Genomic DNA, 24,858 nt, shown 5'->3' on the forward strand with positions numbered 1-24,858 from the left:
CGAAAGTATGGCTGAACGGTACGTTGGTCGGTGTTCACGAAGGCATGTTCGGCGGTCCTACAGTTGAAATCAGTAAGCTGCTGAAACCGGGTGGGCAGAACGAACTGCTGGTTGAAGTTCGGGCCGGAAACTGGGGGAACAAGGCCACCGATTACGAAAGTCTTCCCCGCAACAGCAACGGCGAGTACATGATTGAAAAGCGGAAAGGCTACAACCCGCGTGCCAGTGGACGAATCATAAAGCCGTGGGTGATTTCGGGAAGTTCGGGCTGCGAAATGTTTTTCAGCGTAGGCATGTGGCAGGACGTTCGGCTCGAAATTGTGCAGCCTTACCACATCGAACGCCCTTACCTGACCACTACGTCGATTCAGAATGGGAAAGCAACCCTTCATTTTTCAAGTGAGGTGCTGGCTGACACCAATTCGCTTGGTTATCAATTGCATCCGTGGAAAAACGCCCAGATGCACCATTACGAGGGACGCGTTCCGGGCACTACGTTGTCCAATGCAAACCTGTCGGTATTGGTCGAACTGGTCGATAAAGCAGGCAACGTAGCGTTTACGCATGAAAAACCATTCAAGGCCTTTAAAGGTCGGACGTGGTTTGAGGATGATTTGACCGTAACAAATCCCAAACTCTGGCATCCGAATGGCTTAGGCGAGGCCAATCTGTATACGGTTCGGGTCGTATTGAAAACAGATCGTCAGGTTGTCGATCAGATCCAGTTCCCGTTCGGCATACGTACCATCGAGCGAATTGTTTCGGCCGGCCCACGAAATACAGATCGCTGGGAAAACTGGCAATTTGTGGTAAATGGCCGGAAGTTTTTTGTGAAAGGCATGAACTTCACCCCACAGGACGTCTTGCTCGAAACCTCGAAAGAACGCTACCGCTGGACGCTCGAAGCCGCCAAAAAAATGGGCGTTCAACTGATCCGTATCTGGGGCGGTGGTCTGCTTGAATCTGAACACTTCTACGACATCTGCAACGAGCTTGGGCTGATGGTCTGGCAGGATTTTCCGATTGGTAATCAGGATACACCGCTCTATCCACAGGATATCTGGGAAGCGCAGGTGGTACAGAACATCGTTCGGTTGCGGAATCATCCATCGTTGGCGGTCTGGTGCGGGGGCAACGAATTCAATCCGTATTCGTATGGCAATGCGGCCACGATGGGTATTCTGGAACGTAATCTGGACATTTTCGATAAGTCACGACTTTACGTACGCACGACGCCCGACGACGGTAGTTTTCACACCTACCCCGACATGGACCCAACCTGGTATGGCGTGGGCTACAAATACGAACCCTGGATTTCGGAAACGGGTATGCACTCCATGCCCGAAGCGAACCTGTTTTACGAAACCGTTGACAATAAGGAGTTTACAGGACTGGGCAAAATGTGGGATAAAGACTTTTATCAGGGGCACAATGAGTTTATCCATCATTTTACCGAATACGGTCCCAGCCGCGTACCGCGTATGCTGAGTCGGTCGTCGCACATTACCGATATGACTGATCCAAGTATTGAAGCCATTACGGAAGCCTCGCAGGTGGGTGCCGGTGAGTTTTATCAGGTATTTTCCGAAAAAATGCAGGGAAACTATCCCGTTACGACAGGGCTGATGCCGTGGGTGTTCAAACGTCACTGGCCGGTGGTTGCCATTCAGATGATGGACTGGTTTGGTAATGCCGGAGCACCGTATTATTTCCTCAAACGAACTTACGAACCGACACACGTAGCGATTGACATCCCGCGCTTGCTATGGAAACCCGGCGAACGGATCAAACTGCCCGTTACAGTTACGCATTCGATGGCTCAGGCAATACCGGGCGCGAAAATTTCGGTACAGGTTCTCGACGATACGTTCAAGCAACTCTGGAAACAGGAGCAGAAAATGAACGTAGCGGCTGGTACGTCGGTGGGTTCAGCTAATCTGGGCGAATACATAATCCCGGCTGATTATCGCGACCGATACGTATTGCTCCTGGCCGAGTTACGCGATGGTTCGGGCAAGCTTTTATCGCGATCATTCTACTACCCACGTAGCCTGTCGATGCTCGAAAACGGAGACTTCTACCAGAAATATGTTAGCAATCCGATTCCCTGGCCGACGCTCGAAAAAGGGCCGTTTCTGAAACCGACCATTGCCAAAACCACTACGTCGCTGACGGCTTCGGTAGTTGGTCAGAAACCGACAGGCCCCGACCGGAGTACGTTGCGGGTGAAGGTGACGAACATGGGAAAAACGCCAGCGTTTATGGCAAAACTGGACATTACAGGCACCAAACGCGCTATTGTCGCTTCTGATAATTTTATCTGGATAGCGCCTGGCGAGACGCAGGAATTCGACATGGACGTGTTGTGGCGCGAACCGGCAACCCGTTCGAAAGCGATTCTGACGGTAAGTGCCTGGAACGCTGCTCCGACAACCGCTAAACTTCCTTAATCATGGTCGAATCTCCGCCTTCCCTTACCAAAAAACCGACGGGCTTCCGCTGGGAATTGCTGGCTCTGCTCTGGCTGGCGTTTTTCCTGAATCAGGCTGATCGACAGATTTTCAGCGTCGTGTTGCCGCTCATTCGGAAAGACCTCGGCCTGACCGATGCTGAACTGGGTCTGATTGCGTCAGCGCTGGTCTGGACCTACGGGCTACTGGTACCTATTGCGGGCTTCATTGGCGACCGTTTTTCGCGCCGGAATATTCTGGGTTTTTGCCTGCTATTCTGGTCCTGCGCTACGTTGCTGACGGGTTTCTGCTCCAGCGTGTTGCAGTTCATTCTGCTACGGGGTGTGGCAACAGGTGGTGGCGAAGCGTTCTATGCGCCGTCGGCCAATGCGCTGCTGGGTGAGAATTACAAAGAAAGTCGCTCGTTTGCTCTATCTCTTCATCAGACAGCGGTTTACTTCGGCATTATCCTGAGTGGCATCATCGCAGGCTATATTGGTGAGCATTATGGGTGGCAGAAAGCCTTCTATCTGTTTGGTAGTCTGGGCATTGTCTTGGCGTTCGTTTTCTTCAGCCGCATTCCGAAAGACGTAGTAAAATCGACCATCGACGCGCAAACGCCCATGCTGGCCGAAATTGGCGAAACGGCACGTATCGTTGTCCGAAAGCCAACGGTTATTATGCTCACGCTGGGGTTTGGTTGCATGGTGTTCGTGAATGTCGGTTACCTGACCTGGATGCCGTCGTTTCTGGTCGATAAGTTCAATATGACCCTGACCGATGCCGGTTTTTCGTCGCTGTTTTATCATCACCTCGGCGCGTTTCTGGGCGTACTGTCGGGCGCGAAAATTTCCGATTACTACGCCAAAACCAATCCGCGCAGCCGACTGGTTGTTCAGGCGTTGGGATTATTACTTGGGGCGCCGTTTATCTATGGCATCAGCATGAGTGCTACGCCGATGCTGACCTACGTAGCGTTGTTTCTGTTCGGCATTTTCCGGGGCTGGTACGATTCAAACATTGTGGCCTCGCTCTACGAAGTGGTGTCGCCCAAAATTCGGTCGTCGGCCTACGGGCTTATGCTGGCCTGCGCCTTTTTGATCGGTTCTGTTGCTCCCTATCTGCTGGGTGTACTGAAACCAACCCTTGGCCTGGCAACTGGACTGGCGAGTCTGTCGGGTGTGTATGTGCTGGGCAGCCTGTTTCTGTGGGCGGGTGCTTTCCTGTTTTTCGACCGGGATAAAGAAACGAGCCAATGAACCGACGCCATTTTATCACCCGTTCAACCTTACTCAGTGGCCTGATGATGACCGACGTAACACACGCTTTGTCTGCAAAACTGGATTTACTTTCCGTGCCCAATCTGTTGTGTCTCTGGGACTTTTCCGGGAAGCAGCCGCTACGTTCCAAAGGGAAATATCAGTACGAGTTGCAGGAGCCAACCGGCCCGGTTCCTATTGTGAAGGAAGGCGTTCTGTCGGCTAATTCGCTCGACATTAAGGAGCACGAATACCTGACCATTCCCCGCGCCGATTGTCCCGGCCTGAACATTCGCGGCAAAAACGCGCAGGTAACCGTGCTGGCCTGGGTGAAACGACAGGTAAAAAGTCGGGATAATGCCGAGTGCGAAGCCATAGCCGGGATGTGGAATGAAACCCGAAAAAAACGTCAATACTGCCTGTTTCTGAACATTCGATTGCGCGACAGCAAAAGTCAGGTCTGTGGACACATTTCGGGTGTGGGCGGACCGACGCCCGGCGAAAAATGGTGCGTCGACGTATCGATTGGGCAAACACCCGTTCGCTATGATGAATGGACGTTTGTAGCCATGACCTACGACGGCCACCAGATTAAATCGTACCGAAACGGCCAGTTCGATACCCGCGCCGACCGCAATCCGTATGCATACGAAGAAGGTATTTTCGATGGGGGCGACGATGGAGCCGATTTCACCGTCGGCGCCGTTCACCGATTAGGGACTATTGGTAATGATTTTGTCGGGCAACTGGGCGGTCTGGCCGTTTTTGATAGGGCGGTGATCGCCGATGAAATTGCGCAGATTCACAGAAATCACCTCCTGCCTACATCCTCGTCGGTTGATACGTTGACAACCGGTCTTAATTTTCCCGAAGGACCAGCGTTTGCCGCCGATGGCAGTCTTTGGGCGGTTGAGTTGAAAGGCGAAAGTCTGGTTCAGGTCAAAAATGGAAAGCTGAAACGTTTTCCTGTTGGCGGTGGTCCGAACGGCATTGCCATCGACAAAGAAGGTAAAATCTGGTTCTGCGATTCGACACAACGTAGCATCCGGCGGTTCGACCCATTAACCGAAAAAGTCGAAACCATTCTGAACAAAATCGACGGACAACCGCTCAACAAACCCAACGATTTAGCCTTCGACCCATCTGGGAATCTGCTGTTCACCTGTCCCGGTGAATCGCGTCAGGAACCAACGGGTTATGCTGTAGTACGTATGCGCGATGGTACCGCAAAGAAATTCGCGACTGAGAAATATTTCCCGAACGGACTGGCCTTCAGCGCCGACGGCAAAACGCTGGTACTTGCCGAAACCTACAAACATCGGCTCTGGAAAGGCGACTGGAACCCCGAAACCGGCGAATGGACCGACGCTACGGTCTGGGCAACCGTTGAAGGCCCGAACGGTCCCGGCGGCCCCGATGGGATGGCGTTTGGCAGTGATGGCAATCTCTACGTAGCCGTTTATGGCACCGGCTACATCCACGTCGTAGCGCCCGAAGGCAAGGTTATTCGAAAAATCAACGTAGCAGGTCAGAACCCAACCAATTGCGCTTTCGATCCATCGGGAAAACTGGGCCTGGTCGTTACCGAAGCCGAGAAAGGACAACTGGTAAACGTATCAACGGCCCTCAAAGGAATCACTTTATTTAATTGACTTATAAACAATCAAAACGAAATAATCATGAGTGTCGATCAGTATAAGAAAGAAGTCGGATTGATGAATCTGGAGAAGTTGATCGAAAACCGTGAAAGCGTTTCCGATGCTACGTTCCCTATCCCGGAAAAAGAACTACTTCAACGGTTTGAACAACTTTATACGGGCGCCGTCAATGATGTGATGCGCGAATTCTGCCTGCTGAATCAGGCATTACCCGGCCACATTCTGCCCTTACGCGAGTACCGTACCGTGGCGGGGTTTGCGTTTACGGTAAAGAGTGCGCCGAACGCCATGATACGGGGCGAAATGGAATTCCGGACGCAGATGCTCGAAGAAATGCACGAAGACGCCTTTGTGATCTGGGATACTACCAGCGATAGCAAAGCTACCCTCTGGGGGGGCGTTATGACCGCTACAGCTAAAGGAAAGAAAGTAAAAGCGGCCTGTATCGACGGCGGTATCCGTGACACGCATCAGATTCTGGAGGCCGATTTCCCGGTTTTCTACAAATACCGTACCTCAAATGGGAGCCTGGGCCGATGCCTGATTACGCATTATCAGATTACGATTCAGATTGGCGACGTAACGATCAAACCGGGCGATATTATCCTCGGCGATATCGACGGTGTCCTGGTTGTGCCACGCGGAATTGCTTACGACGTATTAAAACGGGCTGAAGAAATCATCGCGAACGAAAAACTGATTTTCAACTGGGTTCACGAAGGGCAGACCATTCAGGAAATTACCGAGAAAGGAGGTTATTTCTGAGCGGAGCAGGCCTGCTCATCACCTATGTTTATGTGATTCGTACGCACCAGTCGTCTCAGTGTTGTCGTGATGTGTTCCGCTATCGACCTGCCGGGCGATAGCGGTGTCTATGGGATGCCGCTTATACAACTGGAAAGCTTGAAGAACCCTGGTTTCGGTCGAATCGGTCAGGCATTTAGGCGTATGATCTCTGGCGTTTTGAATACCACGGACATTGGTAATAAAGTTGATGGTGAAAAGATCAAGAGTCCCCTGATCGATAATAGATCAGGCATTGAATAGTATTTCCCAAAAACTATCTCGATCCGTATCGCTAAGTAGTTCAGCGTGATAAAGGTTATAATTGGTGTATACTTTTCTTTTCACCCAAAAACTCCTCTACTATGAAACTCCGCTTTTTTACCAGCCCTGATGGCCGCCAAAATAGCGCATCCTTTATACCCAATGCCTTGTTTGTTCACGTAAGTCTGATCGGCTTGATAACCGGATTGTTGTCTGCGTGCTCGTTCATTAGCCTGGACGATCACCCAGTTCCTGCATCACAACGGGTTCAGGAGGCCGTCGATAAAGTACGGATAGATTTAGAAAAAGAGCTTAAAAATCAAGTTCCTTCTTTAAACGTATTGATTCAGACACCTACTGAAAAAATCCTGGCCTCCTCCATTTCAGCGGGCAACACCCCCCTTACTGAAACGACGTATTTTCGCTTTGCCAGCGTGACCAAAAACTTCACCTCCACGGCCATTCTGAACATGTACGAAGACGGTTGGCTGGATTACAAAGCCAAACTAACCGACCTGATTCCGGGAACGACCATGCCGTATGTGCCTAATACGTCAGCCTGGGCGTTTCCCAATAAGAGCCAGATTACCATTGAGCAGCTGCTCCAGCACAGCGCGGGGGTGTACGATGTGGACAATGATCCAGTGCCGGGATTTAACGGCATGTCTTACACGGAAGCTACCCAAACGGCCGAGCCTACCCACCAGTTTACTACGCAGGAAATGGTGCAGCAGTTAATCCTGCATAACCTTTCCTATTTTTCACCCGGTACGGGCTATCACTACAGCAATACGGGCTATTCCATCCTGGGCTATCTTATCGAACGCATTTATTCGGCCAAAAGTGGAAGCGCTAAAACCTATGGCGATTATTTACGTGATTACGTAGTGGGTTCCAACGCTCCTGTACCCGTCAGCATTCATTTTCCGGTTCGGGCCGACGATACGGTCTTGCCCAGCCCACGGGTTGAAGGCCTTGAATTGTTGCCCGGTAATCAGCAGAAACGATACGGAGATTATAATATGAGCGCGCAGGTGGGCGAGGGCAATGGGTATGGCAACTTAGCTTCGCTCAATACCTACATTCGTACCTTGATGAAAGGGCAGAATGTATTGACCCCCGAAACCGTAAAAATTAAGCAAAGCGACGTATCGTCAGCGAACTCAACTTATGCCTTAGGGTCAACATTCACCAAGAATCTGGGTTATGGTCATAATGGGGCGCGGATTGGCAATCTGGCCCTGATCGCCTACGATCCGCTTACCGACGTATCGATCGTGGTGTATCTGCCCCTGTGGGATGTTACCAATGGCATGGATTCTTTCCTCAAATGTTTCAACGCGCTCTACGATGCGGCCTACGCAGCCCGCTCTGCCCTGGGTTACCCCGGTAAGCCATGACCATCTCTTGACAGGGGCCCGTCCCTTGTTTGCGTTTTCCTGAAATCGCTCAGGAATATCAAAAACAAGGGACTACGTACATAAATCTTACCAGATCGCGATGCTTCCCTAGGCTGGCCATTGCGGTCGATCAATTTCCAGAACGTAACACCCGTAACTGATGAAAAAGAATAGTGTCACTGAGCGTTTTCAATACGACATTGTTCTTTTTCACCAGTCATTAAAGGTCAGCGATTGCGCCAATCCGGTAATTGATCGCGGGTGACGACGTCCGTATCGGTGTAAACGGATTTCAGTAAATCGACGGGTTGTTTTTTGATCCAGTCCGCGCCATTCCAGACGGCAAACCAGGACCACCACGTATTCAATGTGCGCACATTTTCCGGCCTGGGCAGATGGCCTACTTCTGAGAGAGTCACCATTTTTTTACCGTTGAACATAGTCTGTACATTCACCCAATTACTGGTCAGCGTAGCGGTCGGGTCCGTATAAATATCCAGACCGACGATATCAACGTATTGATCGCCGGGGTACCATTCAGGGCTGATGATATCAGTACCGGTATATACCCAGATCAGATTATGGAGCTGATGGTCATTCGTCAGCCGATCGTACAGGATTTGCCAGAGTTCTTTAAATGGACCTGCCCCTTTTGCCCCCCACCAGAACCAGCCGCCGGGCGCTTCATGCAGTGGTCGCCACAGTACCGGTACGTCGGCCTCCTGAAACTTTTTGAGTTGCTCCGCGATGGCGTCAATGTCACGCAGCAAAAGCTTATACCGCTCTCCGTTTTTATCGGCCAGCGTAGCCGCCAGATCGAACGTAGTAGCCCGTGTGTAAAAACCGCTCCACCAGAGTTTATCAGGCGCCTGATTGATCAGATCGGTGGGGGCGTTCCAGTGCCAGCACAGGCTGATAATGCCTCGCCCCTCCCCTTTTTTTGCCCACTTAATGCAGTCTTCACTGGTACGTATCGGTTTACCACCAAACGGAAGACGGCTAGGCGAATACTCCATCAAATCGAAGGCCCCAACGGCAGGTTCTTTTCCGGTTTTTTCCAATACATACTCCACATCATCCTGCTGCCCCGATATGACTTTTTGCCCATACTGACTGATTAAATACGAAAACAATCCTTTTGTCGACGACGTAGCACGGCCATTAACCAGTTGACCAGTTGGTTTTGTGGGAAGTACCCGATTGCCCGGCTTCTGCACGGTATCGGCCGAAACTACCGATTCAGCCGCCCGACAAGCGGATAGACTGCTCACTACGTATAAGGCAAGAAAAAACGCAAACGACTTCTGTCTGGTGGGTAAAAACAATTTCATAGAAATAAGTAATCTCCATATATGACTTTCCCGTAGGCGTTGGCGCTACGGGAAAGTCTTTCGGCGGTTTATAATGTTGTTACTTCACCAGCATAATATCATCAAAATAGAACGTTTCATCCTGTTTATCAGGACCTTTAATACGAAAGCCCACCTGCTTTAACGTTTTACCAGCCATCCAGAAATCCATGTCCGACAGCTTGATTTTGAAGTAATTCCAAACGCCCGCTTTTACGTCGATCTTATTCGCTTCCACATAGTCGCCGAATGCGGCTTTGCCAGCGTCGGTAGTCAGATATAATGAATAATCGGCCGAAGCGCCTTTGATCCAGCCCGTTACGTAGGTATAGTCCGCCGAGTACGGAATAGCAGACGACGACCAGTTGGCAAACGCGATCAAATGCCAGTTTCCTTTCTGGAAGTTTTTGCCAACCGAAGCCGCACCTGATTTAAACTCCTTGGTCGAGATGGCGCCCGCATCACCCCACGAACCATCCTGAAAACCAGCACCGTAAGCATCAGCAAAGATCTGATACGCTTTATCAACGTTCACGAATTCCTGCTTGGTCCGCATCCGTCCCGTGCCATTTGTGATGCTTAACGTACCACGCGTAAGCGTAGTCGTCGGCATCTGAACAACCAGCTGTGTTTTTGATTTCGACACCACTGTAGCAGCATCCGAAATTCCTTTCACCGAGTCGGCAATCGCTACAGCTGTTACGTCGTCGAAGTTGTTGCCCGTGAGTGTAATGACTGTTCCTTTCGTGAAGTTGTAATTCGATACGTCCGAAACGGTCGGGTACGCCAGCGCCTTAAACGGAACGGTTAGCGTATTGCCTGCACTGTTGGTGAACGTAATGTTTTGCTTACCCCCCAATACGTCAGTTGGCACCCGGAAAATCAATACGTTCTCAGTATTGAGCGTCGGTTGAAAACCGGCCGGTACGTTTTGTTTTTCGAAGACAATGCTACGTATATCGCCCAGCCCAGTACCGGTCAACGTAACGATGGCGCCACCAGCGGCTGAGTCCGGCATAATCTTCGTCAAAACGGGATTACCAGCTGGAATCTGTGGCGTGCCGTCGGTATCTTTTGTGCAGGAACTCATCCCCAAACCGGCTACTACAGCCAGAAGAGCCACCCCTGCTATTCGGTTTATTTGATTAAATTTCATCAGCTTGCTCAGTGGAAATTAGTTGTAGTATGGAACGGGATCTTTGCCCAATTCAGGATCCTGCACAATCTCGCCCGCCGGAATCGGCAGAAACATTTTGTCTTCGGTGAAATTGGTCAGGTACGTAGCGCCCGTTACGGTTCCCCGGTTTTGTTTCTCGATGATCGACTTGGCTTTGGCAAACCCCTGCCGCTGAATGTCGTACCAATAATCACCTTCGAAGGCAAACTCAACCCGACGTTCGTGCAGAATGTCGTCGTTGGTTATGGCCGTTTTCGGAGTCAGACCAGCCCGGCGTCTTACCTGATTCAGCGCATCGAGTGCTTTGGCATCCGAGGTAGATGCGCCACCCGCCAGCACTGCTTCCGCATAAATCAGCAGAACATCGGCGTAACGTAGCAGCACTACGTTGTTGCCCGAATTCTGGCCCAATACAGGCTCACCGCCAAAGCTTTTACCCGGACCGGCGAAGTATTTGACCAGGTTAGCGCGGGTTGGGCTTAAGCTTCCACCATCGGCAGTTGGCTGCAACGTATCGTATTTAAAACCGTTGGCCATGAATTCATTGTATTTAGGCGCATTAGCACGCTGAGGTTTCCAGCTCGGATTGGTCCAACCCTGCTCCATCACCGACCATTTCCGGCGCAAATCGCCAAATTCGTATTCCTTCAGCATGTCCAGCGACGGTACGTACATTTCCCAGGCATCAGCTTCAGCGGTACGTAGTGCTCCCGCCCCGCGGTCAGGGTTTTTGATGTTGCCCGTTCCCCAGGGGTCCTGCGCAAACTGGTGCTGAATCGAAAAGATTGCCTCGGCATTGTTGTTCATGCTCATCTTGGTGAACATGCCCGTGTAATCGTCTACCAGTCGGTATTTGCCGGAGTTGATGACTTCCTCAGCTTTGGTTTTGGCGTTCGCGTAATCTTTGCTGTAGAGGTACATTTTGGCCATCAGCGCCTTGGCTGCGTACTTCGTCACCCGGCCCGGTACGTCCGAATCAGGCAAACCGGCTTCGGCCAATTTTAGCTCTTCGAGTGCAAACCGCAGTACGTCTTTTTGCAGATAACGCGGGATATTGAAATTACCCGAAAGTGCTGTTGCGCCGGGATCGGTAATGATCGGAGCCGCTCCCCACGTACGGGCGATGTAGAAATAAAGCATGCCCCGAATGAAATGGCATTCGGCAATGGCGGGGTCCAGGTAAGCCGCACCGCCACCAGCCGCTTTCTTTTCTTCAAAGGTTTTGATCATGACGTTGGAGTAGCCAATGATCTTGTAGAACGCGCCCCAGGCCGCACCAATCCGGTCGGAAGCCGACGAGACGGTAAAGTTCAGATACTCCACATCGGTGTAGGTAAACATGTTGCCGCCCATTACGTCGCCGATGGCATCCTGCGCCCGGCTTTCGTAGTTACGCCAGGGCAACCCGCTGTAAAGCGTACTGGTCGCGGCCCGGACTTCGTCCGCGTTGTTGTAATAGTTACCGGTTGTGGTGCCTGACAAAGAAGGTCGGTCAATGAAGTCTTTCGAGCAGGAAGACAACAGCACCGCCGGTAATATCAGGGCATATAATGACTTGATTTTCATGACTTTGTTGGTTTTACCCCCAACCCCCTGAAGGGGGCTTTACTTGTCTACACTTGACTTAAGCCCCCTTCAGGGGGTTGGGGGTATTTTTTTAAAATTGCAGATTCGCGCCTACGGTGAACGTACGTGGGTTTGGGTAGTGACCCGTGTCGACGTTCATCAGTTTGATGCTGTTGTTGAACGCACCGATTTCAGGATCATAGCCCGAGTATTTCGTAAAGGTTTTCAGATTCTGAATCGAGCCATAAATCCGCAGGTTCTGAATCTTTACCCGATTCAGTAACGTTTTCGGAAGTCGGTAGCCGAGCGTAATATTCTGAATACGAGCATAAGACGCATCTTCTACGTAGCGGTCCGACATAGCGGTATTGTTCTTGTTCGTATTCGTGAACCGGGGAAGCGCACCGTCTGTATTAGACTCTGTATAGCGATCCGTTACCGTTTTCATCTGGTTGGTATAGGCGTTGTTCAGCCCTTCCAGTTGCCAGCGCAGGAAGTTAAACGCTTTACCTCCCTGACTGCCTTGCAGGAAAATCGACAAATCCAGATCGCCGTAGTTTAACGTATTGGTGAAGCCCCAGGTGAATTTCGGTAGCGGACTGCCAAGGTACGTATAGTCCTGCGCGTCGATTTTCTTATCGCCGTTGATGTCCTTAAAGCGGATGTCGCCCAGCCAGGTCTCGGTTTGATTCACTTTATAGCCAAACTGTGGCAGACTGGCATCCAGTTCGCCCTGCGTCCGGAACAGCCCATCCGTCACCAATCCCCAGAAGGAGCCAACAGGCCGACCCGGTGTGGTGTGCGTAACGAGGTAGTTGTTGTAATAGACTTTACCGTCCAGCGCCGAGGCCGCACTAGCTGCCCGATCGTAGCTGTTGGTAAATTGCGTGAATACTACGTTGGTCTTCCAGCTGAAATTGCCTTTTTTAATGTTAGTCGTTGTCAGGCCAATATCGACACCCGTATTGGTCATCTGACCGGCATTACCCAGCGGTGCTTTCAGATCGTCCCATTGATCACCCACACCAATCAGGTTCGGGCCAGTCAGGAAGATGATCATGTCCGACGTCACCTTCTTGTACACGTCAATTGTCGCGTCGATACGTCCGTTCAGGAAGCCAAGGTCAATACCAGCGTTGGTTGTTGTCACTGATTCCCATTTCAGGTTTGGATTCGGAATCCCGTTGATCATGTTCGATGAACCGAAACCTACCGGGCCTGAGAAGAACTGCACGGCACCAACGTAGGCTGGGTTCGGAGCGCCACCGGGGAAGTTCTGATTACCCACCAGTCCGTAGCCAACCCGTAATTTCGCGTAATTCAGTACGTTCGAGATTTTTCCTTTCAGGAATTTCTCGTTCGAGATCGTCCAGCCTGCCGATAAGCCGGGGAAGTAACCCCAGCGGTTGTTCGGTCCGAAATTCGACGAGCCATCCGCCCGGAAACTGGCCGATAATGAGTACCGATCGTCATACGTATAATTGGCGCGCGCGAAGTACGACTCCATAGCCCACTGGCCTTTTCCACCGCTCAGGCCCCAAGTTGTCTGATCGGCGCTGCCCGTGTTGAGGTCGAAGATATTAGCCTGCAAATCCACTTTCGTACCCGAAATCGACTGGTAGTAGGAGTTCTGCACCTGATGACCTACTGTGGCCTGAATACCGTGTTTTTGCAAATTTTTGTTGTAAGCCAGATAATTCGTCAGCGACCAGTAGTAGCTATCGGAACGCGAATCAATCAGTTTGCTGCGGAACGACGTACCACCTACGTTACCCGCTTTCTGGAACGCAATGTTGTTGTCCTGACCCAGCGAATATGACAGTTCGTTACGTAGCGACAGGTCTTTGGTCAGTTGAAGTTCGGCGTACAAACTTCCGAATACGTTGTTCGAGGTTTTGGTATTGCCCCGGAACTGGCTGTTTCCGACCAGGTTGGCATTGTTGTACTGCACGCCACCAACCGTCTGGCCACCACCCCACGTACCGTCGAGGTTTTTCACCGGAACCAACGGACTGGTCGAAGCGCCCCACCAGATTGTTCCTTCGGCAGCGTCGGCCAGCGATACGTTCTGGATGCTACGTGATACGTTAGCGCTGAGTCCCACTTTGACCCAGTTTTTTAGTTGAGAGTCGAGGCTAAACCGGCTGGCGTACCGCTTAAAATCCGAACCCAAGAGAATTCCTTTGTTGTCGAAGTAGTTTAACGACAGATAATACGTCGTTTTGTCTTTTCCGCCCGAAAAACTCAATTGGTGGTTGTTGATTTTTCCGTGCTGGAACATGGCTTCCTGCCAGTCGGTACCCTTACCCAGCAAATCCGGATTTTTAAACTCGTCGGCCACCGGGTTCCCGATAATGGGCAGAACCTCGTTCTGATACCGGGCGAAATCCCGCAAATCCATTAGGTCCAGTCGTCGGGCCACTTCCTGAACGCCCGTATACATCTCGTAGTTGATCTTGCCTTCACCCTGCTTGCCTTTCTTGGTGGTCACCAGAATCACCCCGTTAGCCGCCTGCGAACCGTAAATTGCCTGCGCCGACGCATCTTTCAGTACGTCGATGCTCTCAATATCGTTGGGGTTCAACATGGCCATAACGCTGTTTCCAGTTTGTCCATCGCCCCCGCCCAGACCGGCATAACCCGTGCTGTTGGACGTATTACCGCGCACAAACGGTACGCCGTCAATCACAAACAACGGGTCGTTGCTGTTGATCGACGTAACGCCCCGCACCTGTACCGATACGCCCCCGCCAGGCTGGCCGCCATTGCTGGTGACAGTTACCCCGGCCGCTTTACCCTGCAACAACTGATCGATACCAGCCGCCGGAATGTCTTTCAGCTCAGCCGCTTTTACGGTAGTAATTGAGGACGTAACGTCAGAACGCTTGGCCGTACCGTAGCCGATAACCACCACTTCATCAAGCGATTGATCGCCCGTCTGTAACGTAATGTTCAGGGTAGTACGTGAGCCAACTTCGACCTCCTGCGTCTTCATCCCGATAAACGAGATCACCAACACTTTGGAACCGGCAGGCATATTAAGCGTGAACGCGCCATTTACATCGGTTGTCGTACCGAGCGTCGTTCCTTTTATCGAGACAGTCGCACCGGGAAGCGTATTTCCTTTTTCGTCGGACACGGTTCCTTTCACCGGGCCTTTCGTATCCGACACGGCACTGGCAGCGGTTTTAGCCGCTTTGTTGGTTGCCAAGGCGGGTGGAGTTTTGCCCACGGCTGCGCTGGTTATGACTCGCTCCTGCGCATGGACACTCATCCAGCTGCTCAGGAGGAAAGCCCCCGAAAGCACATGTTTGATCATATACAATAGAAATTAATTGTGAACTTAAGTAATAGGGTTACTAGGCTAATTTATGTATACGCATCCTGGTCAGATGCTCGAAATGCGTTCACTAAGCGATGACTGTAGTTGATTTAATAAGTTTCTGCATCGGCAGCGAAATCATGACCGACGTACCTTTTCCCGCTTCGCTTTGCCACATCACCTGCCCACCGAGGTACGCTATCCGTGATTTAATGTTGGCCAATCCATTGCCATTTGTAGGTTCTTCTGAAAAATCACCACCCTGTCCGTCATCATCGACGCTGATTAAAGCGGTTTCATCGTTGGTCATAATCTGCACCGTAATCGTTTGCGCATGAGCATGTTTCAGCGCATTATTTAGTAGTTCCTGAATCACACGAAAAAGCATAGCCGACGCTTCCTCGCCCAGGGTTGGCAGTTCGCCGTAATGCTCCAGTACCAGCGTTGTTTCGTTAACCAGATTTAGCTTTTGCACCAGATCCTCCAGCGCCGGAATCAGTCCGAATGTCGATAGAGCATAGGGACGCAAATCATTCGAAATCAGTCGCGTTTCGGTGCAAGCTTCATCCAGAAACTGGTTCAATGGCTCTTTAACGGACAACGGTAGTTGTTCCTGATGTGCTTCTACAAACAGCTTGATGCGCGAGAGCTGAATACCCAACCCATCGTGCAAATCGCGGGCAATCCGGCTCCGCTCGCCTTCCTGCCCTTCGATCATGGCACGTAGCGACTTCAATTCCAGCTGGCGAATTTGTTGCTGGGCAATGACGGCCTGCTGACGCGCAATCAATTTTTGCTGACGACGTAGGAACACCAAAGCCGCTACGCCCGCAATGCTAATCAACAGCACACCCACCAGCACCGAATTCAGAAAACGCTGTCCCTGACTTTGCTCTTCAGCCAATTGTTTTTCAACCGCCAGCGTCTTAATCTGACTATCCAGCTCCTGCAATCGGATGCTTTTGGTTTGCTCAGATTCGTAAAACTGATTCGCAAAATCGAGCGTCTTCAGCGATGACTCATAGGCACTCTTGTAATTCCCCATGTGGGAATAGGCGTCGGCAGAATGCTTGGACAACTCCCGCAGCATGGCCACATTTTTTTCCGCTTCGGCCAGTGTGTAACTCCGCTGATACGCGTCGATAGCCTTTTCCGAATGATTACCGAACTGCTCGACAATCCCCTGATAAAAATGATTCAGGCTAATTAACCATCTGATATTCAAGCGCTTCGATAGGATTAGGCTCCGATTAACGAAATACTGTGCCGAGTCTGGGTTTTTAAATCGTAAGTACGTATTAGCCAGCAAATTAAGTGCATACGCCTGCGAAAATTCCTGCTTATTTTGTTCACTCATTCGCTCGGTTTCGCGCAAATCTGTCAGCAAACCAGCCGGTATAGGGTTTTTCTGCTGAGCGATATTCGCCAGAGCCAGTCGGCACTCAATCACTTTGGGCATGTTGCGCGTTCGCTCAAAATACTGGCGCGCTTTGTTGAGGTATTTCTCTGCCGACGGCTGCATGAAATAATCATGCAGGTAGTAATCACCGATCGACAGTTGCGCATTGTAATACCCCGCAGAATCACCATCCAGACTATAATATTTTAGGCTGTTGAAATACGAATCCAGGGTGTATTTGTTGTAGCCGTACAATTTGTGATAAAGCCCGCCTAGTTGCTCATAAGCTTTAGCCGCAGGGACGTATCGATTACGGACAACCAGTTGCCTGATTTCTTTTTTAAGACTATCAATGCCCGACGTCTGCGCTACAGCGCTTACCGACTGGCACAAAACAGACAGTACTACGAGCATTGCAGCTCCCAGGCCTGTTTTTTTCACCAGAAGGTACGTAGCGTATCGAAGCATATAGCGAGATAATCTTTGAAGCAAGATTCTGTTAATCAATATATTGCATTTCCATGGCCGTTTTGATCAGCAGCGCCGTATTCGGTACGCTGAATTTCATGAGCAAACTACTCCGGTGAAACTCAACCGCTTTGGCACTAACGAACAGTTGAGCGGCCATTTGCTGGGTTGTTAATCCCTGCGCCATGAGCATCAGCACTTCCGACTCACGCGGTGTCAGGTTCGGTTTAACCCCGGCCGCCGATTTCTTTGCTTTTGGTCCATCGTGCAGCAAAATCGACGTAATGATCTCGTTGAAATAAGGCTTTCCCTGATACACCGTCCGGATCGCCTGCAACAACTCCGTTTTGGTTGTATTTTTCAACAGATAACCCTTCGCTCCTTTTTTCACGATCCGCTTGATCAGGCTGGCATCATCGTGCATAGTCAGGGCCACTACGTTGGTGTTTGGATACGTGCGGGTGATGTACTCACACAGCCCAAGTCCATCGTCGATGTGCGGAAATGAAATGTCCAGCAACACGACATCAATGGCCACATGCGCCAGTTGCTCTACTACCGATGACACACTGTAACAGCGCTGTGCTACCTCAATTTCCGGAGAGCCGGAAATCAGTGATTCAATGCCTTCCACAAAGACATTATGGTCATCAGCGATCAATACTCGTATCATGGAATCGATTGATTGACAAAAGCTATTGTCAAGAAAAACCTGGTTAATAGTCTATTCTAATTTAACCGTTCAATTAAATAATTGAACAATTCGGTAAAATAGAACTTTGTTTAGCAAAATTAGGATTAAGTACACGGCTTTGGGAATAGTGAAAACCCGACTTCCTGTAAATTTAGGGGAAACCCTAGTAAAGTCTCTTCACCTGGCTAAGCTCAGCAAGCGCCTAATCGTTCAGTATATGAACGAAACAACAGCCGGATTTGCGATACCAAACGAAAACGATTTCTGAGTGGTTACGTCCTTTACCAATCAATCGACAATTCATTACGTAACGAACTATGGAGTTTGAGTTTGCAGCCAATTCAGGCTTTAATTTTTTAACCAGCTTTGGGCAAAAATTTGGTATTCCGGTTCACGGCGACACATTGAATATACCCGCTACGTTTGGTAAAGGCTACGTCAAAAAGATTGACCTGGACCCTGAGTTCAAATTACTCATTCATCAGTACACCTTAAAGGAAGACTTTGTGATTAAACGCCGGCCAGCGGATAAAATTTATGATTTGGTTAGCGTCATTTTTCACAGTAACGAAGAACTGGCGAACCTGTCTACAGCCGTTCAGGAGCAGCCCGTTCGGCTCGCTAAAAGCACCCAGTTTGCTATCCAGATTTCTTCTCCAGATTTAGAATCTGTTATTCGCTTTCCGGCAAATACAGCGATCAATTTTACCGTGGTTGGCATTACGTCTGCCCGTCTGAAAAGCATGCTGGCCATCCAAAATCCCAACCCCGTAATCCAGACGATTCTGAGTGGATCGCCGGGTTTTCTATTCTACGAAAGCATGGGCCCTGATGTGCAGAAAACGCTTAAGCAGGTAACCGCTGCCCGGCAGGACGGCGAGCTGAGTAGCTTGTATTATCGCATTAAAGTACAGGAGTTGATGTTACTGGTCTTTGAACAGCTCCTCAAGCGAGACCAGGTTCGCCATAGTCCAATCAACAAAGACGACATTGATAAATTATTTATCGTTCGAACGGCCGTTCTCTCGGATCTGGGTCAACCGCCCCACTTAGCCCATCTGTCGAAACTGGTTGGCATGAGTGAAACTAAACTGAAAGACCTCTTCAGGCAAGTGTTCGGCGACAGCATCTATAATTACTTCCAGAAAGCCCGGATGGAAGAAGCAGCCTTTCTGTTAAAGCAGGGTGGCTACTCCGTCACGGACGTCGGCAATCAATTAGGCTTTACCAATTTAAGCCATTTCAGCCGGTTATTCGAAAAACATTACGGCGTAAAACCCAAAAAATACACTTCCGGCGGATAGGACTATTTATGCGTCTTTTCCAACTATTTAAGGCGCAAAGCCTGGCGGACATTTGTGGTGTTCAAACAACCACAAATTATGAACAAGATTCTGACGCCATTTACAAAAGGGGGGCTAAGCCTTAAAAATCACCTGGTGATGGCCCCCATGACCCGCAGCCGCGCCATCGATAACCTGCCCAACGCGTTAATGGCCCAGTACTACGGTCAGCGGACGGGAGCCGGGCTACTCATTACAGAAGGGACAGCACCCACTCCCGAAGCCCTGGGCTATCCACGTATACCCGGTATCTTTTCCAGCGATCAGATAGATGGCTGGAAAACCGTTACGTCGGCCGTCCATGCCGATGGCAGTAAAATCTTTGTGCAACTGATGCACACCGGACGCATCGGTCATCAGGACAACCTCCCGCATGGAGCTGTTTTAGTAGGCGCTTCCGACCTAAAAGCCGCCGGTCAGATCTTTACTGATACAGCAGGGCTACAGGATTACTCACAACCTCAGGCATTAACGACCACGGGTGTTGCGGAGGTGATACGAGGATACGTTGCTGCGGCCCAAAATGCGCTCAAAGCCGGGTTTGATGGAGTTGAACTTCACGGAGCCAATGGCTATCTGCTCGAGCAGTTTCTAAACCCGGTCGTCAACAACCGAACGGATGCGTACGGGGGCAGCATTCAAAATCGCAGCCGGCTGATTACTGAACTTGCCAAAGCTGTAGCCAATGCGATTGGCCCCGAAAAAGTAGGCATCCGTTTTTCACCCCATTCCACGCTGGGCGATCTGGCACCTTATGCCGATGACGAGGTGCATGAAACCTATCGTTATCTGGCACAGGAGCTTGACGCGATCGGTATTGCCTACATTCATATCGCTGTCAACACGCCCATTCCGCAAAGAACCCTGGATGCGATCCGTAGCTCGTTTACCGGCACTATCATCTTGTGCAACGGCCTGACGCCCGAAACCGCCGAGTCAGCTTTACACAGCGGTTTTGCCGACCTCGTTGCCTTCGGACGCTCTTTTTTGGCCAACCCCGATCTGGCCGAACGCATCGCTCAGCATGCTGAGTTTAACCAGCCAGATTACGCAACCCTCTATACGCCCGGAGCACAGGGCTACACGGATTACCTTACACTACTCGAATCAACTAGCAAATCAAACTAACATGAAAGCAATCGTATTACCCGATTATGGTCCAGCTGAAAGCTTACATTTTCAAGAGATCACTACGCCCACTTCTGCATCCACTGACGTATTAGTTCGGATTCTGGCGTCTGGCGTCAACAAACTCGATATCCTGAAAGCATCCGGTGCTATGCAAGCGGTTTTCCCGCTACCCCTACCCTGGATTCCAGGCATTGATTTTGCCGGGATAATCGAAGCCGTCGGCTCACAGGTACAAGGTTTTAATGTAGGCGATGAAGTGTACGGGGCAAGCTTATTTGGAGGAGCCAATGCCGAATACATCAGCATAAATCCTCAATTTATTGCGGTAAAACCCCGCTCGTTAAGCTTCATTGAAGCCGCTTCCGTTCCTGTGGCCGCCGAAACGGCTTTTCAAGTGATCTTTCAGGATGCTCACCTGAAAAGCGGCCAAACTATTCTGATCCATGGCGGTGCTGGTGCGGTAGGGTCCTACGCGATTCAGTTCGCTCATCAGGCTGGCGCGAAGGTCATCGTAACCGCGGAGGCCGACCCAGAGGATTACGTAAAATCGCTGGGTGCCGATACGTTCATCGATTACAAAAGCGAGTCCTTCGAATCGGTGACGAACCAGGTAGATGCAGTGATTGATCTGGTTGGGGGCGAAGTACAACAGCGGTCTTACGGGCTCATCAAAGCGGGGGGCTATCTTGTTTCAACAACTCAGCCGGTTTCATCCGACTTAGCTGCCAAATTTAACATTCATGCTACGTTTGCGCAGTTGCAACCTTCTCACGATGGCTTATCCAAAATAGCCAACCTGATAAACGAAGGGAAACTGAGGATTAACATGGGTGACGTATTTTCATTAGCCAAAACCGTCGACGCCTGGAACGCCTTGTTGGGAAAATCGACCGCTTCGGCTCCCAAAAAGAACGGCCGGATTGTGCTGAATCACGACTAGTTTCGTAAAAAGCCTGATTTTAAAATTCAGGATTGGCAAGCCACTACGTCCAGGCCGGATGCTCACAATCAGCCTGGACGTAGTGGCTTGCCAATCTATGATAGTGTTATGCAGAGGTAGAAGCACATTAACCTTTTATGCCAATCGGCCGAATTACCTCACGCATGACACAACCTCACCCACCCAACTCCATACTGTACGTCGGTACGTACTCCGTACGAGCCAGTAAAGGCATTTACGTATTTGCCTTCGATCCACAAAGCGGTACCGTTCAACTACAGCAAACGGTCAGTCATGGAAAAAGTCCTTCTTTTCTGGCCATTCATCCAGCAGGTCAGTATTTATATGCGGTCAATGAGGAAGATGATCAGGGACCAGATCATTCCGGAAGCGTCGACGCTTATATTATTGATCCACAAACTGGCCAGTTGACCTTCCTGAACCAACAATTAACCCACGGTCAGGCACCTTGTCATATTAGTGTTGATCGACGTGGTAAGCTAGCGTTCGTTTCGAATTACGGTAGCGGTAGCCTCACCGTGCTACCCATTTTAGAGAACGGATCACTAGGTGAAGCCAGCCAGCTTATCAGGCATACTGGTCAAGGACCCAATCCGGAGCGACAAGACGCTCCGCACGTCCACTCGGCTGTTGTTTCGATGGATAATCGATTGCTGTACGTATCGGATCTGGGAACAGACAAAGTTTACATTTACCAGATCGACGAACAGCAGGGCAAGATTAGTGTATGCCCAACAACGCCTTACCTACACGTATCAGCTGGTTCTGGTCCGCGCATGATTGCCGTTCACCCTGAAGATGAGTGGGTATATAGTCTCAAGGAAATAAGCTCGACGGTGGCTACGTTCAGACGAGATTGCCAGACCGATACGGTTGAATTGGTACAAGACGATATCCCCTTTTTATCGGAAACCTATTCAGGCGAGCGCTCAGGCGGTGATATTCACCTGGATGCCAGAGGCCAGTACCTATACGTAACAAACCGGGGAAACAATACGCTGGCTATTTTTTCGCTGAGCAATGAAGGAAAGCTAACCCAGTGTAACCTACAGTATACTGGTGGCGACGAACCTCGAAATTTTCTGGTCGATGAGGCCAGTCAGTACGTCCTGATTGGCCATCAGAAATCCGACACGATCACAGTGTTCAGGCTGGATTCAAGCAGTAGCGAGATGAAAGCCACTGGCGATCAGTTGTCCGTACCTTCTCCTGTCTGCCTGCTGATGCACCGTTGGCCTTAAGATGCCAATTGACCTATGACCATATCCGCCTAGAATTAGCCGTCTTAATGAACGTATCGAATGAGACCGGGCGCATGCTGGCGATTTCAGGCCGTTTTCTCATTTGTCCCAACTACTCATCTGGCTTTTTACTTGAAAACGTAAGCAAGCTTCGACCATCAGGTAATGATGACTAGATTCAAATCCATTGCGCAAATGCTATACGACTATGTTCATCATTAATCAACCAGCCCTGGCTTTTGGACTTTGCCTGCTTACAATGCTTTGCTGGGGTTCCTGGACCAATGCGCAGAAATCGGTCACGCAATCGGCCCCGCTTTACGTTTTCTATCGGGATTATGTGTATGGTATTCTGTTGGCGTCGGTGGTACTGGCTTTCACGGTAGGCAGTTTTGGTGAACGGGGTCGTTCAGTGATGGCCGATATACGACAGGCGGAGCTAAACAATATACTGCTGGCGGTGGCAGGGGGCATTGTGTTCAACATCGGCAATATGCTACTCACAGTAGGCATAAGTATGGCCGGAATTTCCATTGCGATGCCAGTGGGTACTGGTCTGTCGCTGGCGGTTGGTCTGGTTGTCAATTACCTGGCGGAGCCGCAAGGCAGCGTGCCATTATTGGCCATTGGCGGGGGAGCCATCCTTGGGGCTATGCTTTTTAGTGCGCTGGCTTACCAGACAAAACAGGAGAACGCCGACACTCAGGAGAATTCTGGCGGAAACCGGGGGGTTTGGATTGCGCTGGGTGGTGGGCTGATTGCCGGTTTCTTCTTTTGGCTTATTTCGTCTTCACTGGTCAAAGACCTAAGCCAACCGGATGCTGGCTTGTTGACGCCCTATACAGGTTTTGCCTTATTTGCCATTGGATTGGCAGCGAGTAACCCATTGGTTGAGCATTTGGTCCGGCGGTTTGCCCTGCCAGATGAAGATGGCCAGTTGAATTACCAGACTACAGGACGTCGTGAACACTTTATTGGTTTATCGGGCGGCTTGCTGTGGGGCGTCGGGATGATCGCCCTGCTAATCGGCTCCAAACAGGCAGGAGATGCCGTATCGTATGGCCTTAGTCAGGGAGCTACAATCATTTCCGTATTTTGGGGAATATTCTATTGGAAAGAGTTTGAGGGTGCTCCGCCAAAAGCCAGCCGCTACCTCTGGCTGATGAGTATCACTTATCTGATCGGCCTGGTGTTAATCAGCCTGGCCAGGTCCTGATCGCTTTTACCATATTTGTGATCTTCTGCTGAAACCTTCTTAAGGGGTGTTGATTCACTCAGGTAGTGTGCTACTGCCTTATCGGCAGTAGCACACCATTTTACTTAAATCGATGGCGTTCCACCAGTCACCTGCACAGTACTTCCTGTCATATAACTTGAATCATTGGAAGCCAGTAACACATAAGCGGGGGCCAGTTCAGCGGGTTGGCCTGCCCGTCCCAACGGTACATCCTGGCCAAAATTTTTCACTTTTTCGGTATCCATGGTCGCTGGAATCAGGGGAGTCCAGATTGGCCCTGGCGCCACACAGTTAACCCGAATGCCTTTTTCTGCCCATACCTGAGCCAGATTAGCCGTAAAATTTTGGATGGCTGCTTTGGTAGCTGCGTAATCCAGCAACGTCGGGCCTGGTTTATAGGCGTTGATCGACGTTGTGTTGACGACTGTGCTACCCGGCTTCAGGTGCTTTTCGGCGGCCCGGCACAAATAAAACATCGAGAAAATATTCGTCTGAAACGTACGCTCCAGTTGCTCATTGGTGATGTCCTGCAATGATTTCTGCGCCATCTGATAAGCAGCATTGTTGACCAGAATATCCAGCCCGCCCAGTTCATCGACTGCTCGCTGCACAAGTTGCTGACAGTGGTTGTCGTCCCGTATATCGCCAGCCACTAAAACCGCCTTTCGGCCTGCTTCTTCAACGTAGCGGGCAGTTTCCTGCGCGTCTTCCTCTTCATTCAGATATGAAATCAATACGTCGGCACCTTCGCGGGCAAAGGCAATGGCTACAGCCCGGCCAATACCGGAATCTCCTCCTGTAATGAGGGCCTTACGGCCAGCTAATTTACCTGATCCTTTATAAGAGGTTTCGCCATGATCGGCCTTGGGCTGCATCTGGGCTTCAGTACCTGGCACCTCCTGCTGTTGCTCAGGCTGGGGTGGTTGGGGATATTTAGTCTGAGGGTCTTCAACGGCAGACGTTGTGTGTTGGGAAGTCATAATCTTTTAATTAACGTTTTGCGGCATCTGATGCCTAGCGTAATAACTGATTACGACGGGCGTAAGGCGAGGAAAACTTCTCCGAATAAGGCAGCGGTCCTCTATATCGGAGTCGCAGCGATTATCGGTAAAGACGCAGATCCTCACTTTCAGACTCGTAACTCTACCTTCTCGTC

Annotated in this window: 17 protein-coding genes; 10 read left to right on the top strand and 7 right to left on the bottom strand. The window is 50.5% G+C overall.

Features of this window, described 5'->3' with window-relative positions:
* The 5 genes from ACOJS8_RS14725 to ACOJS8_RS14745 form a co-directional block, all read left to right on the top strand.
* Positions 1–2,450: glycoside hydrolase family 2 protein (locus ACOJS8_RS14725; protein WP_420149301.1), on the top strand; the 2,450-nt coding region annotated here is incomplete at its 5' end.
* 2 nt (positions 2,451–2,452) lie between these two features.
* Entirely contained in the window at positions 2,453–3,709 is a 1,257-nt protein-coding gene (locus tag ACOJS8_RS14730) for a spinster family MFS transporter (RefSeq protein ID WP_420149302.1), read from the top strand.
* Positions 3,706–5,361, top strand: a complete 1,656-nt coding sequence (locus ACOJS8_RS14735; protein ID WP_420149303.1) for an SMP-30/gluconolactonase/LRE family protein — start codon at positions 3,706–3,708, stop codon at positions 5,359–5,361. The genes ACOJS8_RS14730 and ACOJS8_RS14735 overlap by 4 nt, the downstream gene beginning before the upstream one ends.
* Positions 5,362–5,388: 27 nt before the next feature.
* Positions 5,389–6,132: an RraA family protein gene (locus ACOJS8_RS14740; protein WP_420149304.1), complete on the top strand. Its 744-nt coding sequence runs from the start codon at positions 5,389–5,391 to the stop codon at positions 6,130–6,132.
* A gap of 383 nt (positions 6,133–6,515) precedes the next feature.
* Positions 6,516–7,814, top strand: coding sequence for a serine hydrolase domain-containing protein (locus tag ACOJS8_RS14745; protein WP_420149305.1), 1,299 nt, complete (start codon positions 6,516–6,518; stop codon positions 7,812–7,814).
* Positions 7,815–8,041: 227 nt separating this feature from the next.
* Here the strand turns inward: ACOJS8_RS14745 and ACOJS8_RS14750 are convergent, their stop codons facing one another.
* The 6 genes from ACOJS8_RS14750 to ACOJS8_RS14775 form a co-directional block, all read right to left on the bottom strand.
* A complete protein-coding gene (locus ACOJS8_RS14750) occupies positions 8,042–9,145 on the bottom strand; it encodes a glycosyl hydrolase (RefSeq protein ID WP_420149306.1) in 1,104 nt (367 codons plus the stop codon).
* Between the two features lie 79 nt (positions 9,146–9,224).
* Positions 9,225–10,319 (bottom strand): IPT/TIG domain-containing protein, encoded by a 1,095-nt coding sequence (locus ACOJS8_RS14755; RefSeq protein ID WP_420149307.1) that lies wholly within the window; start codon positions 10,317–10,319, stop codon positions 9,225–9,227.
* Positions 10,320–10,337: 18 nt separating this feature from the next.
* Positions 10,338–11,906, bottom strand: coding sequence for a RagB/SusD family nutrient uptake outer membrane protein (locus ACOJS8_RS14760; RefSeq protein ID WP_420149308.1), 1,569 nt, complete (start codon positions 11,904–11,906; stop codon positions 10,338–10,340).
* 91 nt (positions 11,907–11,997) lie between these two features.
* The gene (locus ACOJS8_RS14765) at positions 11,998–15,225 is read right to left on the bottom strand and encodes a SusC/RagA family TonB-linked outer membrane protein (RefSeq protein ID WP_420149309.1); all 3,228 of its coding nucleotides are present in this window, start codon (positions 15,223–15,225) and stop codon (positions 11,998–12,000) included.
* 91 nt (positions 15,226–15,316) lie between these two features.
* Complete coding sequence (locus ACOJS8_RS14770) at positions 15,317–17,095, bottom strand: sensor histidine kinase (protein WP_420149310.1); 1,779 nt, start codon at positions 17,093–17,095, stop codon at positions 15,317–15,319.
* A 31-nt stretch (positions 17,096–17,126) separates the two neighbouring features.
* Positions 17,127–17,768 carry a response regulator gene (locus ACOJS8_RS14775; RefSeq protein ID WP_420149311.1) on the bottom strand — a complete coding sequence of 214 codons (642 nt, stop codon included), beginning with the start codon at positions 17,766–17,768 and terminating at the stop codon, positions 17,127–17,129.
* Between the two features lie 338 nt (positions 17,769–18,106).
* On the opposite strand from ACOJS8_RS14775, the gene ACOJS8_RS14780 reads away from it, so the two are divergent.
* From ACOJS8_RS14780 to ACOJS8_RS14800, 5 genes are all read left to right on the top strand, one after another.
* Positions 18,107–19,093, top strand: a complete 987-nt coding sequence (locus ACOJS8_RS14780) for a helix-turn-helix transcriptional regulator (protein WP_420149312.1) — start codon at positions 18,107–18,109, stop codon at positions 19,091–19,093.
* A 78-nt stretch (positions 19,094–19,171) separates the two neighbouring features.
* A complete protein-coding gene (locus tag ACOJS8_RS14785; protein WP_420149313.1) occupies positions 19,172–20,260 on the top strand; it encodes an alkene reductase in 1,089 nt (362 codons plus the stop codon).
* A gap of 1 nt (position 20,261) precedes the next feature.
* Positions 20,262–21,203: an NADP-dependent oxidoreductase gene (locus ACOJS8_RS14790; protein WP_420149314.1), complete on the top strand. Its 942-nt coding sequence runs from the start codon at positions 20,262–20,264 to the stop codon at positions 21,201–21,203.
* A gap of 164 nt (positions 21,204–21,367) precedes the next feature.
* Positions 21,368–22,465: a lactonase family protein gene (locus tag ACOJS8_RS14795; RefSeq protein WP_420149315.1), complete on the top strand. Its 1,098-nt coding sequence runs from the start codon at positions 21,368–21,370 to the stop codon at positions 22,463–22,465.
* 208 nt (positions 22,466–22,673) lie between these two features.
* Positions 22,674–23,681, top strand: a complete 1,008-nt coding sequence (locus tag ACOJS8_RS14800) for a GRP family sugar transporter (protein WP_420149316.1) — start codon at positions 22,674–22,676, stop codon at positions 23,679–23,681.
* A gap of 104 nt (positions 23,682–23,785) precedes the next feature.
* Here ACOJS8_RS14800 and ACOJS8_RS14805 read toward each other — a convergent pair whose 3' ends face one another.
* Positions 23,786–24,682, bottom strand: coding sequence for an SDR family oxidoreductase (locus tag ACOJS8_RS14805; RefSeq protein ID WP_420149317.1), 897 nt, complete (start codon positions 24,680–24,682; stop codon positions 23,786–23,788).
* Between the last annotated feature and the right edge of the window lie 176 nt (positions 24,683–24,858).

The sequence above is a fragment of the Spirosoma sp. genome, from assembly GCF_048594605.1.
GTDB lineage: Bacteria > Bacteroidota > Bacteroidia > Cytophagales > Spirosomataceae > Spirosoma.